Genomic DNA, 15,994 nt, shown 5'->3' on the forward strand with positions numbered 1-15,994 from the left:
TCTCTTGTTATTTAGATGCCTGTCTTCATGCCACGTCGTCGTCCACCAGCGCCATGCGGCCTTTGGGCAGCCAGACATTGACGGTGGTGCCGCGCCCGACCTGACTTTCAAACCAGATTCGCCCGCCGTGTGCGTCCACGATGCTGCGGGCAATCGCCAGACCCAGCCCCGCGCCGCCCTGATCGCGGCTGCGCGATTCTTCCACCCGGTAAAAGCGGTCAAACAGCCGCTCCAAGTGTTCTGGGGCAATGCCGGGGCCGTCGTCACTGACACTCATCTGCACGCCGCTCTCACCGCCTTCACTGGGAGCCAAGCGGCTGCTCAGCTCTACCCAGCTGGCTCCGGCTTTCAGCGCGTTGCTGACCAAGTTGATAATCACCTGCTTGAGCCGGTCGGGATCGCCCTCGAGCGCGTCGTCGCTGCCGCTGACCCTGAGTTCGGCACGCTGGGCCTGGGCCAGCGGCTGGAGCTCGCGGGCAATGTCGCCCAGCAGAAGCTTGGGCAGCACCGGCTGGCGGCGCAGGGTCATCACTCCGCCGTCCGAGCGGGCCAGTTCGAGCAGACTGCTGATCAAATTGGTGAGGCGCTCGGCCTCGCTGCGGATGATGGTCAGGCTCTCGCGCTGGCCCTCGCTGGGGTTGGTGCGCCTCAGCAGGTAACTGGCGTGGCCGCTGATGGCCGTGACCGGTGTGCGCAGTTCGTGGCTGGCGTCGGAGGTAAAGCGGCGCTGCGCTTCAAACGAGCCTTCCAATCGGCCCAGCATCCGGTTGAGCGCCAGCGCCAGCGCCTGCACCTCGTCGCGGGTTTTGGGCTCCGGCACGCGGGCGCTGAGGTTTTGGCCGCCGATCTGCTCGGCTGCCTTCTGCACCTGAATCAGCGGCCCCAGCGCTTGCCCTGAGAGCAGATACGCGCCCACGCTGCTGACGATCAGTCCGCCCACAAACAGCACCAGCATCAGCGAGCGCAGGCGGTCGAGCGTGTCGTAGGTCGGCTGAAGGTTGCGCCCCACGTAAATCAGCGCCGCCTGAGTCAACGGAGAATTGTCGCCAGTCGCGTAGCCGGTTTGCACCTCGGCCAGCCGCACATACACTTGGGTGGGCACCGGTTCGTCAAAGGCGGCCTGGGTCGGCGTGGTGAGTTCAAGGCCGCGTGAAGGATCATCAAGGAGTTGGGCAAACTCGGCGTCACTGAGCTGAACCGGGGCGTTGGGGTCAATGCCGACAGTCAGCCGACTTTGCGCGGCGGTGGCCTGCATAAACCCCAGTTCGGCGGCGCGTTCGGCGGGGCTGCCCTGCATCATGCTCTGGATGTCGTCGATGCTGGTGGTCAGCCCCTCGATTTGAATGCGGTAATTGGGAAAATTCTGACGCAGCGCCGAGAGCGTGGGGCCGTTGGTGTCGCCGGAATCGCTGCCGAACCCCGAGCTGCCGAGTCGCCCGAGCGGATTGGCCGGACTAAAGGGCGTGGTGGGCAAGACGAGGCGGTTGATCTGGCCGAAGACATTTTTCTCCAAGTCGTCTTTGATGCTGCCGATGAGGCGAGTTTGCATAAAGCTGAGCACCAACACCGCCAGCAAAAACAGCAGCGCCGTGAGCAGCACCGTATAAAAAAGCGTCAGCCGCCCGCGCAGGGTCATGCGGGCGGCCTAACAAAATGAAAGTGAACCGGGAATCGGACAAGCATATCCGCCAGTATAGAAGGTTGGATGAGTGTTTCTCAGCGGCGGCTAAGCGCTTTATTCCTCGCGCAGCACGTAACCGACGCCGCGCACTGTGTGAATCAGGCGGCGCTCGCTACCTTCTTCGAGTTTGCGGCGCAGGTAGCCGATATACACGTCCACCACGTTGCTGCCTCCGGTGTATTCGGGCCAGACCTTTTCTTCAATTTCAAAGCGGCTAAACACCTTGCCGGGGTTGCGGGCCAGAAGTTCGAGCAATTCAAACTCCTTGGCCGACAACTCCACGCGCCGCCCGCCCCTGAAAATCTCGCGCCCGTCGAGGTTCATCACCAAATCGGCCACCCGCACTTCGCCGGTTACAGCGGGGTTGACGCGGCGCAGGTGAGCGCGGACACGGGCCAGCAACTCCTCAATCGAAAACGGCTTGATCAAGTAGTCGTCCGCGCCGGAGTCCAGTCCTTCAACCTTGTCCTGAATGCCGTCTTTGGCCGTCAGAATGATGATCGGGGTGTTGCTGGTCTTACGGACGCGGCGGGCCACTTCGAGGCCGTCAAGGACGGGCAGCATCAAATCGAGGATCACCAGATCGGGGTTGACTTCGCGGAATTTGGACAGGCCGGTGACGCCGTCAAAGGCCACCTCGGTGGCGTAGCCTTCGGCGGCCAACTCCAGCTCAATAAAGCGGGCGATATCTTTTTCGTCTTCGATGACGAGTACCAAGGGCTTGCGTTCCATAACTCCACAGTACGGCGCATTCTCATGAGAAGGCCTGAGTGGGGCTTAACCACTTTTCATTTTCATCTGGGATGGTCGCCGCCATTCACAGGGCTGCCGCAATGTTTCAGTATGAGAGAGCGCCGTGTACATTCCAGTCTCACCGAGTTATTAGGCCGTGCAGAGACGAAGAAACGGCTCGGTAAACTGCCGAGACAAACGAGCTCAGGTGTCCGCCGCCTGCCGCACTGCTGCGGCCAAATACAAACTGCCCGCCACCAACAAGGTGCCGCCGCTGGGGGTCAGTTCCAGCGCCCGCTCGAAGGCGGTGAGCGGATCAGGCCACGCTTCGCCGCCGTATTGATGCGCCAGCGCCGCCGGATCGCTGGCCAAATCGCCGGGCGCGGTGAAGACATACCGCTCGGCTTTACTCAGCAGCGGCGCGAGGGTGGCGGCAGTGTCGCGGCGGGCCAAGTTGCCGAACAGCAGCACGTTGGCCCCCGGCACGGCGGCGGCCAGCGCGGCGGCGGCGTGCGGGTTGTGAGCGCCATCGACCAGCACGGTTTTGCCGCCTACCACAAAGCGCTCTAGGCGGGCCGGATGCTTGGCCTCCAGCGCGGCGCTCACTCCCCCGCCGTACCCGAGTAGGCGCAGGGTCGCGGCGGCAAGGCTGGCATTTTCAAGCTGATGCGGCCCCGCGAGGTGTGGTGGGCGCGGCAAAGCAAACAGTTCGGGGTGGCTGTGCGGCGTAAAAAGGGGAGCGCCCCGTTCGGCCGCCACTTGCTCGGTGACGGCCAGCGCCTCGCCGCTTGCAGTGGTCAGCAGCGGCACGCCGCTCAGGGCCGCTCCGGCCTTGTCGCGGGCGATGCTGGGGATGTCCGGCCCCAGCGCCCCCGTGTGGTCGAGCGCCACATTGGTCAGCACCACCGCCGCCACCCTGCTCAGCGCCTGCGTGCCGTCTGAAATACCGCCTACGCCCGCTTCCATCACCGCCCAGTCCACTTTTGCGCGGGCAAAAGCGAGGCAGGCCAGGCCCAGAGTCAAATCAAAAAAAGCCGCGTCGGGAGCGTGCTGCTTGGCCCAGACGATAAACTCGGCGGTCTGGTTCGCGTCCAACTCCTGCCCACCGCTGCGGATGCGTTCTTCAAAGCGTACCAGGTGCGGGCTGGTAAAGCGGCCCACGTTCACTCCGCTGCCCAGCAGCCCGGCTTCCAGCATGGCGCAGGTGCTGCCTTTGCCGTTGGTGCCGATCACGCGAATGCTGCGAAAAGTCTGGTCGGGTTGGCCGAGTTGCGTAAGGAGGGCGCGGGAGCGCTCCGGCCCGCGTGCTTGGCCGCTGCGGGTGCGCGAGAAGAGCCAGTCGTAATCGGGTTGGGGTGTGGGAAAATCAGGGAGGGCAGACATAGCTGGTTTATTGTGCCGTCTCCCGTATGCTGAACGTCAATGAGTGATTTTTCTTTTGGAGATTCTGGTTGTGTGGACTCTGGCCCGAACGTCGGCGTGGTAATGGGCAGCCGCAGCGATTTCGAGACGATGAGCGGAGCGCTGACACTGCTTGAGCAACTCGGGATTGCGTACGAAGTGCGCGTTCTCTCGGCCCACCGCACGCCGCAGTTGCTGGAGAGCTACGCGGCGCGGGCCGAGCGCCTGAACTTCTCGGCCATCATTGCCGGAGCGGGCGGCGCGGCCCACTTGCCGGGGATGCTGGCGGCCTTTACCCGCGTGCCGGTGCTGGGTGTGCCGGTGCAGAGTAAAGCGCTCAGCGGCCAAGATTCCCTGCTGAGCATCGTGCAGATGCCTGCCGGAATTCCGGTAGCGACTTTTGCCATCGGCCTGGCCGGAGCCAAGAACGCCGCTTTGTTCGCCGCCGCGCTCATCGCCACCACGAACCTCACCGTGCGCGAGCGCCTCACGGCTTACCGGGCCGCTCAGACCCAGGCTGTATTGGACGAGCCGTTTTTTGAAGGCCACCCCCAAGCGGGTGAAGCGTGAATCCGCCACCATCAGCCACGCTGGGCATCCCCACTCTGGGTATCTTGGGCGGTGGGCAGTTGGCGCAGATGCTGGCGCTCGCCGCCGCGCCGCTGGGCGTGCGGGTGGTGGTGCTGGAACCCGACCCGCTCGCGCCCGCTCAAGTCTGCGCTGAACACCTGCTGGCTCCTTACACCGATCCGGCAGGACTGGCCCGCCTCGCCGAGTGCGACGCCGTGACGCTGGAATTTGAAAACGTGCCGGTAGAAGCGCTGAGTTGGCTGGCTGGCCGGGTGCCGCTGCGTCCGGCAGGCGAACTGCTGCACCTGAGCAAGCACCGCATCCGCGAAAAAGAAGCGCTGCGCCGCGCTGGAGCCGCAACTGCGCCGTTTGTCAGCATCGAAGCCGAGAGTGATCTGAAAGGCGCACTGGAAAGCGTTGGCGGGCGCGGCATTCTCAAGACCTCCGAACTCGGCTACGACGGCAAAGGGCAAGTTCGGGTATCAAGTGCCGCCGAGCTGCTTCCGGCTTGGAACGCGCTGGGCCGCCACGCCTGCGTGCTGGAAGGTTGGGTGGAGTTTGCCCGCGAGGTCAGTCTGGGGGTGGCCCGCAACGCGCAGGGTCAGCTGGCTTACGGCGGCCTGATTGAAAATATCCACGTGGGCGGTGTTCTGCGCCGCAGTTTGTATTTGCCCGGTGATACTGCCAGAGCAAGCGCTGAGCAGCAAGCCCGCCGCTTGGCCCGCTCCGTTGCGGAGAGCTGGGAACTCGAAGGCCTGCTGACCCTCGAATTCTTTGAACTGCCCAGCGGAGAACTGATCGTCAACGAGGTCGCTCCCCGCGTTCACAACAGCGGCCACCTGACCCAAGACGGCGGCGGCCTCAGCCAATTTGAAGCGCAGGTGCGGGCGGCCCTCAACTGGCCGCTGCAAGACTTCGTTCCCAAGCTGCCCTGCGCGATGGTCAACCTTCTGGGCTGGGCTGAAGGTCGGGAACCCGATTGGCAGGCGATCCTGAAACTGGAAGGCGCGAGGTTGCACCTTTACGGCAAGGCCCACAAGCCCGGCCGCAAGCTCGGCCACGTCAATCTGGTGGCGTGGGAGTCGGCGGAGTTGCTGGAGAAGTTGGCGGTGTTGGAGACGCTGATTCCGCAGTAGGGCCAGTCGGAAGGAATACAACCAAAAAAGGGGAGGAGCCAAGCGCGGCTCCTCCCACTTTTTGAGTTCAGCGATCAATTACTCGCTCTTGGTGTCCTCGCCCTGCTCGCCTTCTGTGGCGGCTTCGGCTTGTGGCGCTTCGGTTTGGGCTTCTTCTGACGGCGCGGCGTCGCTCTCCACTTCAGCAGGCGCAGTTTCAGCAGGAGCAGCAGCCTCCGCTTCCGGCGCAGCGTCCGCTTCTGCCGCCTTGGCTTCCGGCTTGGGGGCCAGTTGCGCTAGTGCCAGCGTCAGCGCTTTTTCGCGCAAGATGTTGGCGTAGTAGCTGTTGAGGCCGTCCGGCCCCAGTTGGGTGCGGAGTTGCTGGGCAGTCAGGTTGTTGGCCTGCGCCAGCGATAACATGGTCTGGTTAAATTCCTGATCGCTGACGCTGACCTTCATGTCCTCGGCGAGCTGCTCGAGGGCGAGGTCGCGGCGCACGCGGCTCTCGGCATTCTTGTCGAGGTCGGCCATGAAATCGTCCAGTTTGCCCTGCTCGGTCATGAAGCTCTCGTACTCGGCCCACTTGACACCCTGACGCGACAGATCGCTCTGAATTTCTTCCATCATGGCGTCGCGGCGGCGGGTCAGCAGCGCTCCCGGGATGTTGGTTTCCATGCCCGAAACCAAGTGCTCGATAAACTCCTCGCGGCGGGCGGCTTCGCCTTCTTGCTGAGCGCGGCGGGTCAGTTCTTCTTTGAGGTCGCTTCGCAGGCGCTCCAAGCTCTCGAAGTTCAGGCTCTTGGCAAATTCGTCGCCCAGTTCCTGACGCTGCTTGTGGCGCACGTCCATGATCTTGACCTGCACGGTGTGCTCGGGGTGCTCGTGGTCGCCGTGCTGGTGGGCCGGAACGTTGATGCTCACGTCGTCGCCCTTGCTCTTGCCGGTCAGGGCTTCTTGGACATGCGGCTCGGCCACGTCGAGGTAAATCGGGTAGCTGCCGCCTTCCTCGCCGGTTTCCTCGATCATCACCATGTCGTTGCCGCCGGCGGGGCGCTCGACGCTTTCAAAGGTGGCGTTGCGGTCTTGCAGGTCAGTGAGGGTGCGCTCCAGCACGTCGCTGGTGATTTCCGGCGCGGCGGCGCTGAGTTGGGCCTGCTTCCAGTCGCCCAGTTTGACCTCGGGATAGGTTTCGCCTTTGACGCTGAAATCAAACGCCTGACCGTCTTTGAGGTCGGACGGGTTGATCTCGGCGTCCACCAGGCTCAGCTTGAGTTCGCGGGCAGCCTGCGGGTAGTGCACCTGCAGCAAGCGCTCACGCACTTCATTTTCGACGTAGCCGGCTCCGACGCGCTGCTCAAGCACCTTCTTGGGCGCTTTGCCCGGACGAAAGCCCGGTACCCGCACGTCACGGGACAGCCCCGCCCAGACTTGCTGATAAGCACGGCTTACTTCGGCTGCGGGCACCGACGCCTTAAATTCTACTTTGTTGCCTTCTTTGCTCATCAGTTCTGCCATAAGTCTCCCGTTGTGCTGCGTCCTTTAAGTGGACGGCCTTGCTGATTTGGTGTTTGAAACTTCTCCGTATAAAGCGAGAGGGCGTGTAATCAAAACTTCAAAAAAAAGTCGGCCCCATCACAGGGCCGCCTTTCTCTGGTGCGAGGAAAGGGACTTGAACCCTCACATCTTTCGATACCAGATCCTAAATCTGGCGCGTCTACCAGTTTCGCCATCCCCGCGCTTCGTCCGCAGCCCCAACTGAGAAAGCCTGAGCCGAGTGGCGGCACTTGGAGCTTGTCGAGCTGCTAGACACCTGTCGTTCAAGTCCGTAGCCCTGACAGATTGAAAACCTGGGGGCTTAAAACTTTGGGGTGGATTAGGGGACTTGAACCCCCGGCCTCCGCTTCCACAGAGCGGCGCTCTAACCGACTGAGCTAAACCCACCATACCCAACTGCTTGTAAATCAGCTGCTTCGCTTTTGGCCTGCGCCGTGAGCCTAACCATGCTAAAGAATCGCTTCTCCAGTGTCAAGCGCCCGAGGCAAAGTTGGCTTTATGTTCCAACACTTTTGTGTAAAAGTAAGGCCATGAACGCTGCGGCCCCTTTGCTTCTCACTTTTTTACTTCTCGCTTCCTGTGCGGCGGCTCAAAGCGCTGCGCCCGGAGTGCCCACTGCGCCGACGCTGCCGCCTGCCGAACGCTACGGCGTGCAGTTGGGCGGTATTCCACCGTTTTTCTTGTCGGCTGGCGGATACAAAGTCCTGACGGATCTGGGCGCGGGGCAGCTCGAAGGGCGGGCGCTGATCAGCACTTTGGGCATTCCGACGTTTATTACCGCTCTCGGGGCCGAGGCCGATCTGCTGGCCAGTTATCCGCTCTCAGTCCACTGGAAAGTCTACGGAGGCGTGGCGGCCGCTTTCACCAGCACTTCTGTCAACAACGCAACCAATTATTTTGGTCTGGGCGGCTTGGTGGGTGTACGAAGTGGGCCGGGGCTGGGATTTTTCATCGAGGCGGGAGTGGGCACCTTTTTCGGCGGATTTACTGGCCCGTTTGGGCGCACCGGCGTGACCTACAGCTTCTAGGAATCACACTTTCCAGATGGTTTTAGTCAGATAGCGCTGGGCAGTGCGGGCGGGTATGCTCAGTGCATGGCTACTGCTCAGCACGACACCTTGCCCGTCAATGATCCGCTGCGCCGCATTCAACAAGCCCTTCAAGAAGCGCCTGAACCAGTGGATGGGTGGTTGATCTATGATTTTCGCGGCCTCAACCCTCACGCGGGAGCGCTGCTCAACTTGGGCGGTTCATTTCTGACGCGGCGGTATTTTGTGTGGGTGCCGACTCAGGGCCGACCTGCTCTGCTTCACCACCGCATTGAGGGCGGCACTTGGAAGCGCCTGTTGGCCGGGGCCGAAGTGGACTTCATTCCGTACAGCGCCCACACCGAGTTAGACGAGCATCTGCGCCGGTTGGTGGGCGGCAAAACGGTGGCGGCCGAGTACAGTCCGCAGGCCGCCGTGCCTTACGTCAGCTACGTGGACGCCGGTACTCTGGAGCGGATACGCGGTGTGGGCGCAGAGGTGGTGAGCAGCGCCGACTTGCTTCAGGGCTTCTTGGCATGGAGCGCAGAAGACTTGGCCGCGCACCAGCGGGCAGTGGCCGTGTTGATGCGGGCCAAGGATATGGCGTTTGAACTGATCCACCAGCGCCTGCAAGCGGGCCAGCCGGTTACTGAGCTGGACGTTCAAGCGGTCATTGCTGGCCAGATCGAGGAAGCGGGCATGCTCAGCGGTCATCCGGTGAATGTCAGCTTCGCAGCCAACGCCGCCGACTCGCACTACGAACCCGGCGGCGATCTCAACGCCACTTTGCAGGTGGGCCAGTGCGTGCTGATCGATTTGTGGGCGCAGGAAGCGGGCCGCCCGTTTGGTGACGTGACGTGGGTGGGCTACGCGGGTGAGCCAAGCGCCGAATACAGTCAGGCCTGGCAAGCGGTGGCCGCCGCCCGCGACAAAGCGCTGGACGTGTTGCAGGAGCGCTCGGCGTCCGGCACCCTCGAAGGCTGGGAAGTCGACCGCGCCGCCCGCGACGTGATTGAGGCGGCGGGCTTGGGCGAGTTCTTCAGCCACCGGCTCGGCCACAGCCTCGGGGTGCAGATTCACGGCTCGGGAGCCAACTTGGACGACCTAGAGACGCACGACACCCGCAAGCTGCTGCCGGGCCTGTCGGTCACGGTGGAGCCGGGCGTCTACCCCGCCGAGCGCGGGTACGGCATCCGCAGCGAGGTGGACGTGTTGCTGACCGATTCGGGGCCGCTGGTGACCACGCCGGTACAGATTGCTCCCTTTGTACTCGGTAGGGCGGGGGAGACGTGGGCGCAGGTGCGGGCGCGGGGTTTGGGCGAGGAAAGCTAACTCAGGTTTGCTGACTGCTCGCACGTTCAAACGGGCAGCACCCTCAGGGAAAAGCAAGGCCTCGCGCACGGCCTCAAAGCCCTCTGCGCCGAGGTCGTTTTTCTATATCTAGGTACAGGCCATCCTTGGCGCAGGGCTTTGCCGTTCAGGCTTGGCGCGGGTTTCGAGATTGACCCGCCGAGCTGAGTTAAGGGTGCAAACAGAAGCTGAAAAAACAGCGGTCGTGTGGGCATTTACCCTCACCCAAATCTCGGTTTCAAGGTGGTAAGAGCGGCGTGACAGTTGCAGAGTAAGCTGATTTTTATGGTGTATCTCTCCATCGTCGTTGTGGTGCTGATCGTTGTGGCGCTGCTGCGCTACCCTACCTTCAAACGCAGGCAGCTCGACCGCCGCGCCGTTGTCCCCTCTGCGCGTCCGCCCGGTACGGCTGACCTTGACGATGTAGATGCCATTCGTCCCGACATTGACGCTTCATCGATGGCCTCGGCCCGCAAATCGGTCAGCAGCGAAGTGCCCGACGGCGTGCTGGCCGACGCGCTTCTCGACGCCACGCCCGAGCAGATTCAGCATCTCTTCGCTGCCGTTCCCCAAGAAATTATTGCCGCCGCCGTTGGCAAGAGCAAAGACAACGTGCAGCAGGCTCCCCTCAAAGCCGAGGACCTCGCCCAACTGCGCGGCGTGGGTGACTCGGTTGACGATCTCGAAATCTGGAGCTTTGGAGAAAAGAGCTGAAGGCGTAGGAGCGCAGCCCACAGCTCAGCTTTGTGTGGTTTGGCCGCTCCGCAGCGCTTTCAACTGCTCATAAAGTTGTTTTTCGGCGTCGCTCAGCTTGGCGGGCAAGACCAAATTGAGCTTGACGTATAGGTCGCCCGCGCCCGTTTTGCTGGGCCAACCCTGACCCTTCAGCCGCATCCGCCGCCCGCCGCTGGTGCCTGCCGGAATGTTCAGGCTCACGTCGCCTTTCATGGTCGGCACCCGCACGCTGCCGCCGAGCGCCGCCGTGTCTACTGGCACGTCCACGCTGGTGCTCAGGTCAGTGCCTTCTAAATCAAATTTGACGTCTTCCAGCACGCGGATGGTCAGCAGCACGTCGCCGCCCCCCGGCCCCTGACCCGCCAGCCTGAGCCGAGCGCCGTCGCGGGTGCCGGCCGGAATCCGGACAGTGAGGCGTTTGCCCTCCACCTGAATGGTTTCGTCTGAGCCGCTGTAGGCTTCTGGCAAAGTGACTTGCAGTTCGCCCTCCACGTTCTGAACGAACCTGCGTCCGCCGCCCATGCCCGACATCAAGTCATCGAGGTTGACCTGCGCTCCGCCGCCGCGAAAGCCGCCGCGTCCGGCTTGACCTTGTTGACCGAACAGGCCCTGAAAAAAGTCGCTGAACTGCGAAGCATCCACCCCACCGTAATCGGCGCTGGAAAATCCGCTGCCGCCGCCTGCGCCCGCTCCGCCCCAAGCTCCCGGCGGCACCTGTCCGGAGTGGCCGTACTGGTCATACAGTTTGCGTTTTTCGGCGTCGGAGAGCACCGCGTAGGCCTCACCAATTTCTTTGAAGCGCTCGGAGGCCTTGTGGTCGCCCGCGTTTTTGTCGGGGTGGTACTGCTTGGCCAGCTTGCGGTAAGCGCTTTTGATCTCGCCCTCGGAGGAGCTGCGCTGCACGCCCAGAACATCGTAATAGTCTTTGTAGGCCATGGTGTCTCCTTCTGAAAAGCCAAAAGCGGCGGGCCATGAGCCAGCTTGATCTGTTCGCTCATCGCCTGCCGCTCACGGTTTACTGCTTTTTAGAAACAACAACCCGTGCGGGCCGCACCAATTTGTCGCCCATCTTAAAGCCGAGTTCGTAGACTTGGGTGATGATGTCGTTCTCGTCGCCGGGCACCACTTGCAGTGCTTCGTGCCACTGTGGGTCGAAGTGCTCGCCGACGCTGCCGGTGGCTTCCAGTCCCAGACCCGAAAAGACGCGCAACACGCTGGCCTGCACCGCTTGCACGCCGGGAATCAGTTTAACGGGGTCTTCTGTGCCCATCGTCAAGGCACGCTCCAAGGCGTCGTAAATGGGCATCATGGCCTCGGCGGCCTTGGCTTTGCCCTGATCCTGAGCGCCGCTCACATCGTCTTGAGTGCGGCGGCGGTGGCTTTCAAAGTCGGCAGCGAGGCGGCCCAAACGGCCCCTCAGATCGGCATTCTCTTTTTCCAGTTCGTCTACCTTTTCCATCTTCGCCATCATTTCCTGCACTTGGGCGAACATGTTTTCGTCGAGGTCGGGCATTCCGTCCATGCCCTCTAGGCCTTCCATATCGGCGTCTTCGTCCAGCAGTTCGGCGTCGACGGGTTGAGCATCGACGGCTTCCAAAGTCTGCTCGCCGGTTTTGGTTTCGGGTTCAAATTTCAAATTTTCGGTGTGGTCTGGTTTGTTGGTCATGGCTTGTCCTCACTAAAGATGTCGGGTTTGTGAACGTAGCAAAAGCGGGATGAGCGCTGAGGGGCGTCTAACCCCGCTTCACCCATCCCGCCTGAGCTGGAACTTTACTCGGCGGGCTTGAAGTCCGCGTCGATCACGTCGTCGTCTTTGTTCATATTGACGCCGCCCTGCGCTCCGGCTCCACCCTGCGGCCCGTCCTGGCCGTCATTCTTGGGCTGATTCTGGTTGGCGGTCATGAAGGTGCGCAGTTCTTCTTCCAGCACCTTCTGGGCGTCGGCGATCTTGCTGTCGTCGTCGAGGCGCACGGCTTCCTCGGCAGCGTCGGCAGCGGCCTTGAGCTTGTCCTTGGCTCCCTGATCGGCGCTCTCGTTTTCTTCGAGCTGCTGGAGAGCCTGCACCCGCAGCGAATCGAGGCTGTTGCGCTTCTCGACTTTCTCGCGGCGCTCTTTGTCGGTTGCGGCGTTTTGCTCGGCCTCGCGCACCATCCGGTCTACGTCACCCTTGTCGAGCGTGGTGGTGTTCTCGATGCGGATGCTCGATTCTTTGCCGCTGGTCTTTTCCTTGGCGGTCACGTTCAAGATGCCGTTGGCGTCAATGTCGAAGGTCACTTCTACCTGCGGCTGTCCGGCCCGCATCGGGGGAATGCCTTCAAGCTTGAAGCGGCCCAGCGATTTGTTGTCATTGGCCATCGGGCGCTCACCCTGAAGCACGTTGATTTCCACGCCGGGCTGGTTGTTGTCAGCGGTGGTGTAGATCTCGGTGCGCTTGGCCGGAACCGGGGTATTGCGGGTAATCATCGGCGCGATCATGCCGCCCTTGACTTCCACGCCCATCGTCAGCGGGGTCACGTCGACCAGCACGATGTCGCCCAAACTGGAATCGCCCAAAATGATACCGGCCTGCACGGCAGCGCCGAGCGCGACGGCTTCATCGGGGTTGACCGATTCGTTGGGTTCCTTGCCAGTCAGTTCTTTGACGATGCGCTTGACGGCGGGAATACGGGTCGAGCCGCCCACCAGAATGACTTCGTCAATCTTGGAAGCATCGAGCTTGGCGTCGTTCAGCGCCTGCTCGACGGGCTTACGTACACGCTTGAGCAAGTCGCCGGTTAGTTCCTCGAACTTGGCCCGGGAAAGGGTGCGCTCGAGGTGCAGCGGAGTGCGGGTTTCAGGATCAAACGTGATGAATGGCAAGCTGATGCTGGTTTCCGAAGCGTTGCTGAGTTCGATCTTGGCTTTTTCAGCGGTTTCGATCAAGCGCTGGAGGGCCTGTGGGTCTTTGCGGAGATCGAAGTTGTGCTCTTTTTTGAACTCGTCGGCCAGCCAGTTGACGATGCGCTGATCGAAGTCCGCGCCGCCGAGGTGGGTGTCGCCGGAAGTCGACTTGACTTCAAAGACCCCGTCGCCGAGCTCGAGAATGGTCACGTCGAAGGTGCCGCCGCCGAGGTCGAAGACCAAGACCGTTTCGTTGCCTTTGCGCTCCAAGCCGTAGGCCAGCGCGGCAGCAGTCGGCTCGTTGATGACGCGCAGCACGTTGAGGCCCGCGATTTCACCGGCCTGACGGGTGGCTTCGCGCTGCGAGTTGTCGAAATAAGCCGGCACGGTGATGACCACATCTTTGATCTTCTCGCCGAGTTTGGCTGAGGCGTCGTTGACCAGTTTGCGCAGCACTTCGGCGCTGACCTGCTCGGGCGCGAGGTCTTGATTGCCGACCTCCACGCGTACACTGCCACCGGGGCCTTCTTTGACCTTGAACGGGCTGCGCTCGGCTTCCGCGCCGATTTCGTCCCAGCGGCGTCCGATGAATCTCTTGGCTTCAAAGATGGTGGCGGTGGGGTTGAGCGCGGCTTGGCGGCGGGCAATCTGGCCGACCAAACGCTCGTCGCCTTTGTACGCGACCACGGAGGGTGTGGTGCGTCCGCCCTCGGCGTTGACGATTACTTCGGGGCGTCCGCCTTCCATCACGGCGATGACGCTGTTGGTGGTTCCTAAATCGATTCCGACTGCTTTTGGCATGAATGACCTCTTTGTGGGGGAATTTCTGTTCATTGGTGTGCGAACAGTTCTAAACGCTTCCTATCATAAGCCCACAGTTGAAAGCAGTCAAGAGACTTGAGTGCGCTACACTCACATTTTTGCTGAGCCTCAAGGAAGGCTAAAGGCAGTCCGTTGTGGCCGCCTGCCAGCGGGGGCAGGAACGCAGGCGTAAAGTGGCCGCTTTCTCTTACAGTCCTGCAACTTGAGCAGCGTAGACTTTGGACATATGAAACGTGTGGTGTGGCCCCTCTGGCTGCTTGGCGCAGCGCTCCTCTTGTTGGCAATCATCAGCCTGACCATGCCGCGCGATCTCCAGTCGCCTTTGAGCCTCGACCAATTTGAACAAGCCCTGACCCAAGGCAAAGTGCAGTCACTGAATATTCAGTATCAGGGCAACACCGCTGCGCTCGGCGGCGTCCTCAAAGACGGCAGACAATTCGAGAGCCGCTCGCTCAGCGACGATCCGCTGCTGAATCTGGATACGCTGCAAAAAGGCGGCGTCAATGTCACCATCGCCCCAGTCGGCGGCTTCAACTGGATCGGCACGCTGAGCACCCTGCTGACCGTCGCTTTGATCGGTGTGCTGCTGTTTACCCTCCTCAGGAGCCGCAATCAGCAGGGCAGCGACCCGGCCAACCAGTTCGGCAAGTCTAAGGCCCACGTGATTCAAGAAGGCCAGATCAAAGTCGGTTTCGGCGACGTGGCGGGCTGCGACGAAGCCAAAGCCGACCTCACCGAGGTGGTGGACTTCCTCAAGCACCCCGAGAAGTACCACGCGCTGGGCGCACGCATTCCACACGGCATTTTGCTGGTCGGCCCCCCCGGTAGCGGCAAGACGCTTTTGGCAAGGGCGGTGGCTGGAGAAGCCAAAGTGCCTTACTTCTCGATCAGTGGTTCTGACTTCGTGGAAATGTTCGTCGGCGTCGGCGCGGCCCGCGTGCGCGACCTCTTTGAGCAGGCCCGTAAAGCCGCGCCCTGTATCGTCTTCATCGATGAAATCGACGCGGTGGGCCGCAAGCGCGGCAGCGGAATGCAAGGCGGCAACGACGAGCGCGAACAAACGCTCAACCAACTGCTGGTCGAAATGGACGGCTTCGGCAGCACCCACGAGATCATTATCCTGGCGGCGACCAACCGCCCCGACGTGCTGGACGCCGCCTTGCTCAGGCCCGGACGCTTTGACCGCCAAGTGGTCGTCGACGCGCCGGATGTGAGAGGCCGCGAAACCATCCTCAAGATTCACGCCCGCAAAAAGCCGCTGGAACCCAACGTGGATCTCGGCGCGGTGGCCCGACGCACCCCCGGCATGGTCGGAGCCGACCTCGAGAACTTGCTCAACGAAGCGGCGCTGGGCGCGGCCAGAGGACAGCGCGGCCGCATCACCAACAAAGACATCGACGAGGCACGCGACCGGGTGCTGATGGGGCCGGAGCGGCGCAGCATGGTCATCGGCGAAAAAGACCGCCGCGTCACGGCCTACCACGAAGTCGGGCACGCGCTGGCTTCGCAACTGCTCCCGCACGCCGACCGCGTTCATAAACTGACCGTCGTGCCGCGTGGACGGGCGCTGGGCGCGGCCATGTACACCCCCGAAGACCGGATGCACCACACCGAGGCCTCACTCCTCGACCGGATCGCGGTGGCGCTGGCCGGACACGCTGCCGAGGACGTGGCGCTGGGAGCCGTGACCACCGGAGCGCAGAGCGACTTTCAGCAGGCCACCAACATCGCCCGCAAGATGATTACCGAGTGGGGCATGAGCAAGCTCGGCAATATCGCGCTCCAGCAAGACGGCGGCTACTTGGGGCTGCCCAGCGAACGCGGCCTTTACAGCGAAGAAACCGCCGAGCGCATCGACGAGGAACTGCGCCGCATCACTGGCGAGCAATTTACCCGTGTTCACGCCCTGCTCAGTGAGCATGTTCACCAGATGCACCGCTTAGTCGACGCCTTGATCGTGCATGAAACGCTCAGCGGCGAGCAGTTCGACACGGTGCTGGCCGGCGGTACCCTCGAAGACCCTGAGGTGGGCGCGGTCACGGCGACCGAATTGCCAGCGGTGGGCACGCTGAAGCCGGGCGGCGTTTAGCAGAAGCGGAGCAACAAACCTCAAGAATTGAGCTCCG

The 15,994-nt window shown here is 62.2% G+C and carries 13 protein-coding genes and 2 tRNA genes; 6 read left to right on the forward strand and 9 right to left on the reverse strand.

The window, feature by feature from the left end:
* Positions 1-25: 25 nt before the first annotated feature.
* The 3 genes from EHF33_RS13005 to EHF33_RS13015 form a co-directional block, all read right to left on the reverse strand.
* Positions 26-1,636: a sensor histidine kinase gene (locus EHF33_RS13005; RefSeq protein ID WP_124872322.1), complete on the reverse strand. Its 1,611-nt coding sequence runs from the start codon at positions 1,634-1,636 to the stop codon at positions 26-28.
* Between the two features lie 99 nt (positions 1,637-1,735).
* The gene (locus tag EHF33_RS13010) at positions 1,736-2,413 is read right to left on the reverse strand and encodes a response regulator transcription factor (protein ID WP_109827840.1); all 678 of its coding nucleotides are present in this window, start codon (positions 2,411-2,413) and stop codon (positions 1,736-1,738) included.
* A 204-nt stretch (positions 2,414-2,617) separates the two neighbouring features.
* Complete coding sequence (locus EHF33_RS13015; protein WP_124872325.1) at positions 2,618-3,796, reverse strand: glutamate ligase domain-containing protein; 1,179 nt, start codon at positions 3,794-3,796, stop codon at positions 2,618-2,620.
* A gap of 39 nt (positions 3,797-3,835) precedes the next feature.
* Between EHF33_RS13015 and purE the strand changes: the two genes are divergently transcribed.
* Both purE and purK read left to right on the forward strand, forming a co-directional pair.
* Complete coding sequence (gene purE, locus EHF33_RS13020) at positions 3,836-4,384, forward strand: 5-(carboxyamino)imidazole ribonucleotide mutase (protein ID WP_124872327.1); 549 nt, start codon at positions 3,836-3,838, stop codon at positions 4,382-4,384.
* Positions 4,385-4,452: 68 nt separating this feature from the next.
* On the forward strand, positions 4,453-5,520 hold the full coding sequence (gene purK, locus EHF33_RS13025) for a 5-(carboxyamino)imidazole ribonucleotide synthase (RefSeq protein WP_241191329.1): 1,068 nt from the start codon (positions 4,453-4,455) through the stop codon (positions 5,518-5,520).
* A gap of 78 nt (positions 5,521-5,598) precedes the next feature.
* Here the strand turns inward: purK and tig are convergent, their stop codons facing one another.
* From tig to EHF33_RS13040, 3 genes are all read right to left on the reverse strand, one after another.
* The gene (tig, locus tag EHF33_RS13030) at positions 5,599-7,014 is read right to left on the reverse strand and encodes a trigger factor (protein ID WP_124872333.1); all 1,416 of its coding nucleotides are present in this window, start codon (positions 7,012-7,014) and stop codon (positions 5,599-5,601) included.
* 136 nt (positions 7,015-7,150) lie between these two features.
* A tRNA-Leu gene (locus tag EHF33_RS13035) sits at positions 7,151-7,235 on the reverse strand.
* A gap of 128 nt (positions 7,236-7,363) precedes the next feature.
* A tRNA-His gene (locus EHF33_RS13040) sits at positions 7,364-7,440 on the reverse strand.
* A 143-nt stretch (positions 7,441-7,583) separates the two neighbouring features.
* Between EHF33_RS13040 and EHF33_RS13045 the strand changes: the two genes are divergently transcribed.
* The 3 genes from EHF33_RS13045 (at position 7,584) to EHF33_RS13055 (ending at position 10,145) form a co-directional block, all read left to right on the forward strand.
* Complete coding sequence (locus tag EHF33_RS13045) at positions 7,584-8,081, forward strand: hypothetical protein (RefSeq protein WP_124872335.1); 498 nt, start codon at positions 7,584-7,586, stop codon at positions 8,079-8,081.
* A 66-nt stretch (positions 8,082-8,147) separates the two neighbouring features.
* Complete coding sequence (locus EHF33_RS13050; protein ID WP_124872338.1) at positions 8,148-9,413, forward strand: M24 family metallopeptidase; 1,266 nt, start codon at positions 8,148-8,150, stop codon at positions 9,411-9,413.
* A 303-nt stretch (positions 9,414-9,716) separates the two neighbouring features.
* Positions 9,717-10,145 carry a hypothetical protein gene (locus EHF33_RS13055; RefSeq protein ID WP_124872340.1) on the forward strand — a complete coding sequence of 143 codons (429 nt, stop codon included), beginning with the start codon at positions 9,717-9,719 and terminating at the stop codon, positions 10,143-10,145.
* 24 nt (positions 10,146-10,169) lie between these two features.
* On the opposite strand, the gene EHF33_RS13060 is transcribed toward EHF33_RS13055, so the two are convergent.
* The 3 genes from EHF33_RS13060 to dnaK form a co-directional block, all read right to left on the reverse strand.
* The gene (locus tag EHF33_RS13060) at positions 10,170-11,102 is read right to left on the reverse strand and encodes a DnaJ C-terminal domain-containing protein (RefSeq protein ID WP_124872343.1); all 933 of its coding nucleotides are present in this window, start codon (positions 11,100-11,102) and stop codon (positions 10,170-10,172) included.
* Between the two features lie 79 nt (positions 11,103-11,181).
* The gene (locus tag EHF33_RS13065) at positions 11,182-11,832 is read right to left on the reverse strand and encodes a nucleotide exchange factor GrpE (RefSeq protein WP_124872345.1); all 651 of its coding nucleotides are present in this window, start codon (positions 11,830-11,832) and stop codon (positions 11,182-11,184) included.
* A 104-nt stretch (positions 11,833-11,936) separates the two neighbouring features.
* Positions 11,937-13,847 (reverse strand): molecular chaperone DnaK, encoded by a 1,911-nt coding sequence (gene dnaK, locus EHF33_RS13070; protein ID WP_124872348.1) that lies wholly within the window; start codon positions 13,845-13,847, stop codon positions 11,937-11,939.
* Positions 13,848-14,094: 247 nt separating this feature from the next.
* Between dnaK and ftsH the strand changes: the two genes are divergently transcribed.
* On the forward strand, positions 14,095-15,957 hold the full coding sequence (gene ftsH, locus EHF33_RS13075; RefSeq protein ID WP_124872351.1) for an ATP-dependent zinc metalloprotease FtsH: 1,863 nt from the start codon (positions 14,095-14,097) through the stop codon (positions 15,955-15,957).
* Positions 15,958-15,994: the final 37 nt, after the last annotated feature.

Origin of the sequence: Deinococcus psychrotolerans, from assembly GCF_003860465.1 — a bacterium.
In the GTDB taxonomy this organism is placed as follows: domain Bacteria; phylum Deinococcota; class Deinococci; order Deinococcales; family Deinococcaceae; genus Deinococcus; species Deinococcus psychrotolerans.

What these genes read in the sequence shown, in the direction of transcription:
- EHF33_RS13005 (WP_124872322.1), bottom strand. Translation starts at nt 1,636, where the DNA reads ATGACCCTGCGCGGGCGGCTGACGCTTTTTTATACGGTGCTGCTCACG.
- EHF33_RS13010 (WP_109827840.1), bottom strand. Translation starts at nt 2,413, where the DNA reads ATGGAACGCAAGCCCTTGGTACTCGTCATCGAAGACGAAAAAGATATC.
- EHF33_RS13015 (WP_124872325.1), bottom strand. Translation starts at nt 3,796, where the DNA reads ATGTCTGCCCTCCCTGATTTTCCCACACCCCAACCCGATTACGACTGG.
- purE (WP_124872327.1), top strand. Translation starts at nt 3,836, where the DNA reads ATGAGTGATTTTTCTTTTGGAGATTCTGGTTGTGTGGACTCTGGCCCG.
- purK (WP_241191329.1), top strand. Translation starts at nt 4,453, where the DNA reads ATGCTGGCGCTCGCCGCCGCGCCGCTGGGCGTGCGGGTGGTGGTGCTG.
- tig (WP_124872333.1), bottom strand. Translation starts at nt 7,014, where the DNA reads ATGGCAGAACTGATGAGCAAAGAAGGCAACAAAGTAGAATTTAAGGCG.
- EHF33_RS13045 (WP_124872335.1), top strand. Translation starts at nt 7,584, where the DNA reads ATGAACGCTGCGGCCCCTTTGCTTCTCACTTTTTTACTTCTCGCTTCC.
- EHF33_RS13050 (WP_124872338.1), top strand. Translation starts at nt 8,148, where the DNA reads ATGGCTACTGCTCAGCACGACACCTTGCCCGTCAATGATCCGCTGCGC.
- EHF33_RS13055 (WP_124872340.1), top strand. Translation starts at nt 9,717, where the DNA reads ATGGTGTATCTCTCCATCGTCGTTGTGGTGCTGATCGTTGTGGCGCTG.
- EHF33_RS13060 (WP_124872343.1), bottom strand. Translation starts at nt 11,102, where the DNA reads ATGGCCTACAAAGACTATTACGATGTTCTGGGCGTGCAGCGCAGCTCC.
- EHF33_RS13065 (WP_124872345.1), bottom strand. Translation starts at nt 11,832, where the DNA reads ATGACCAACAAACCAGACCACACCGAAAATTTGAAATTTGAACCCGAA.
- dnaK (WP_124872348.1), bottom strand. Translation starts at nt 13,847, where the DNA reads ATGCCAAAAGCAGTCGGAATCGATTTAGGAACCACCAACAGCGTCATC.
- ftsH (WP_124872351.1), top strand. Translation starts at nt 14,095, where the DNA reads ATGAAACGTGTGGTGTGGCCCCTCTGGCTGCTTGGCGCAGCGCTCCTC.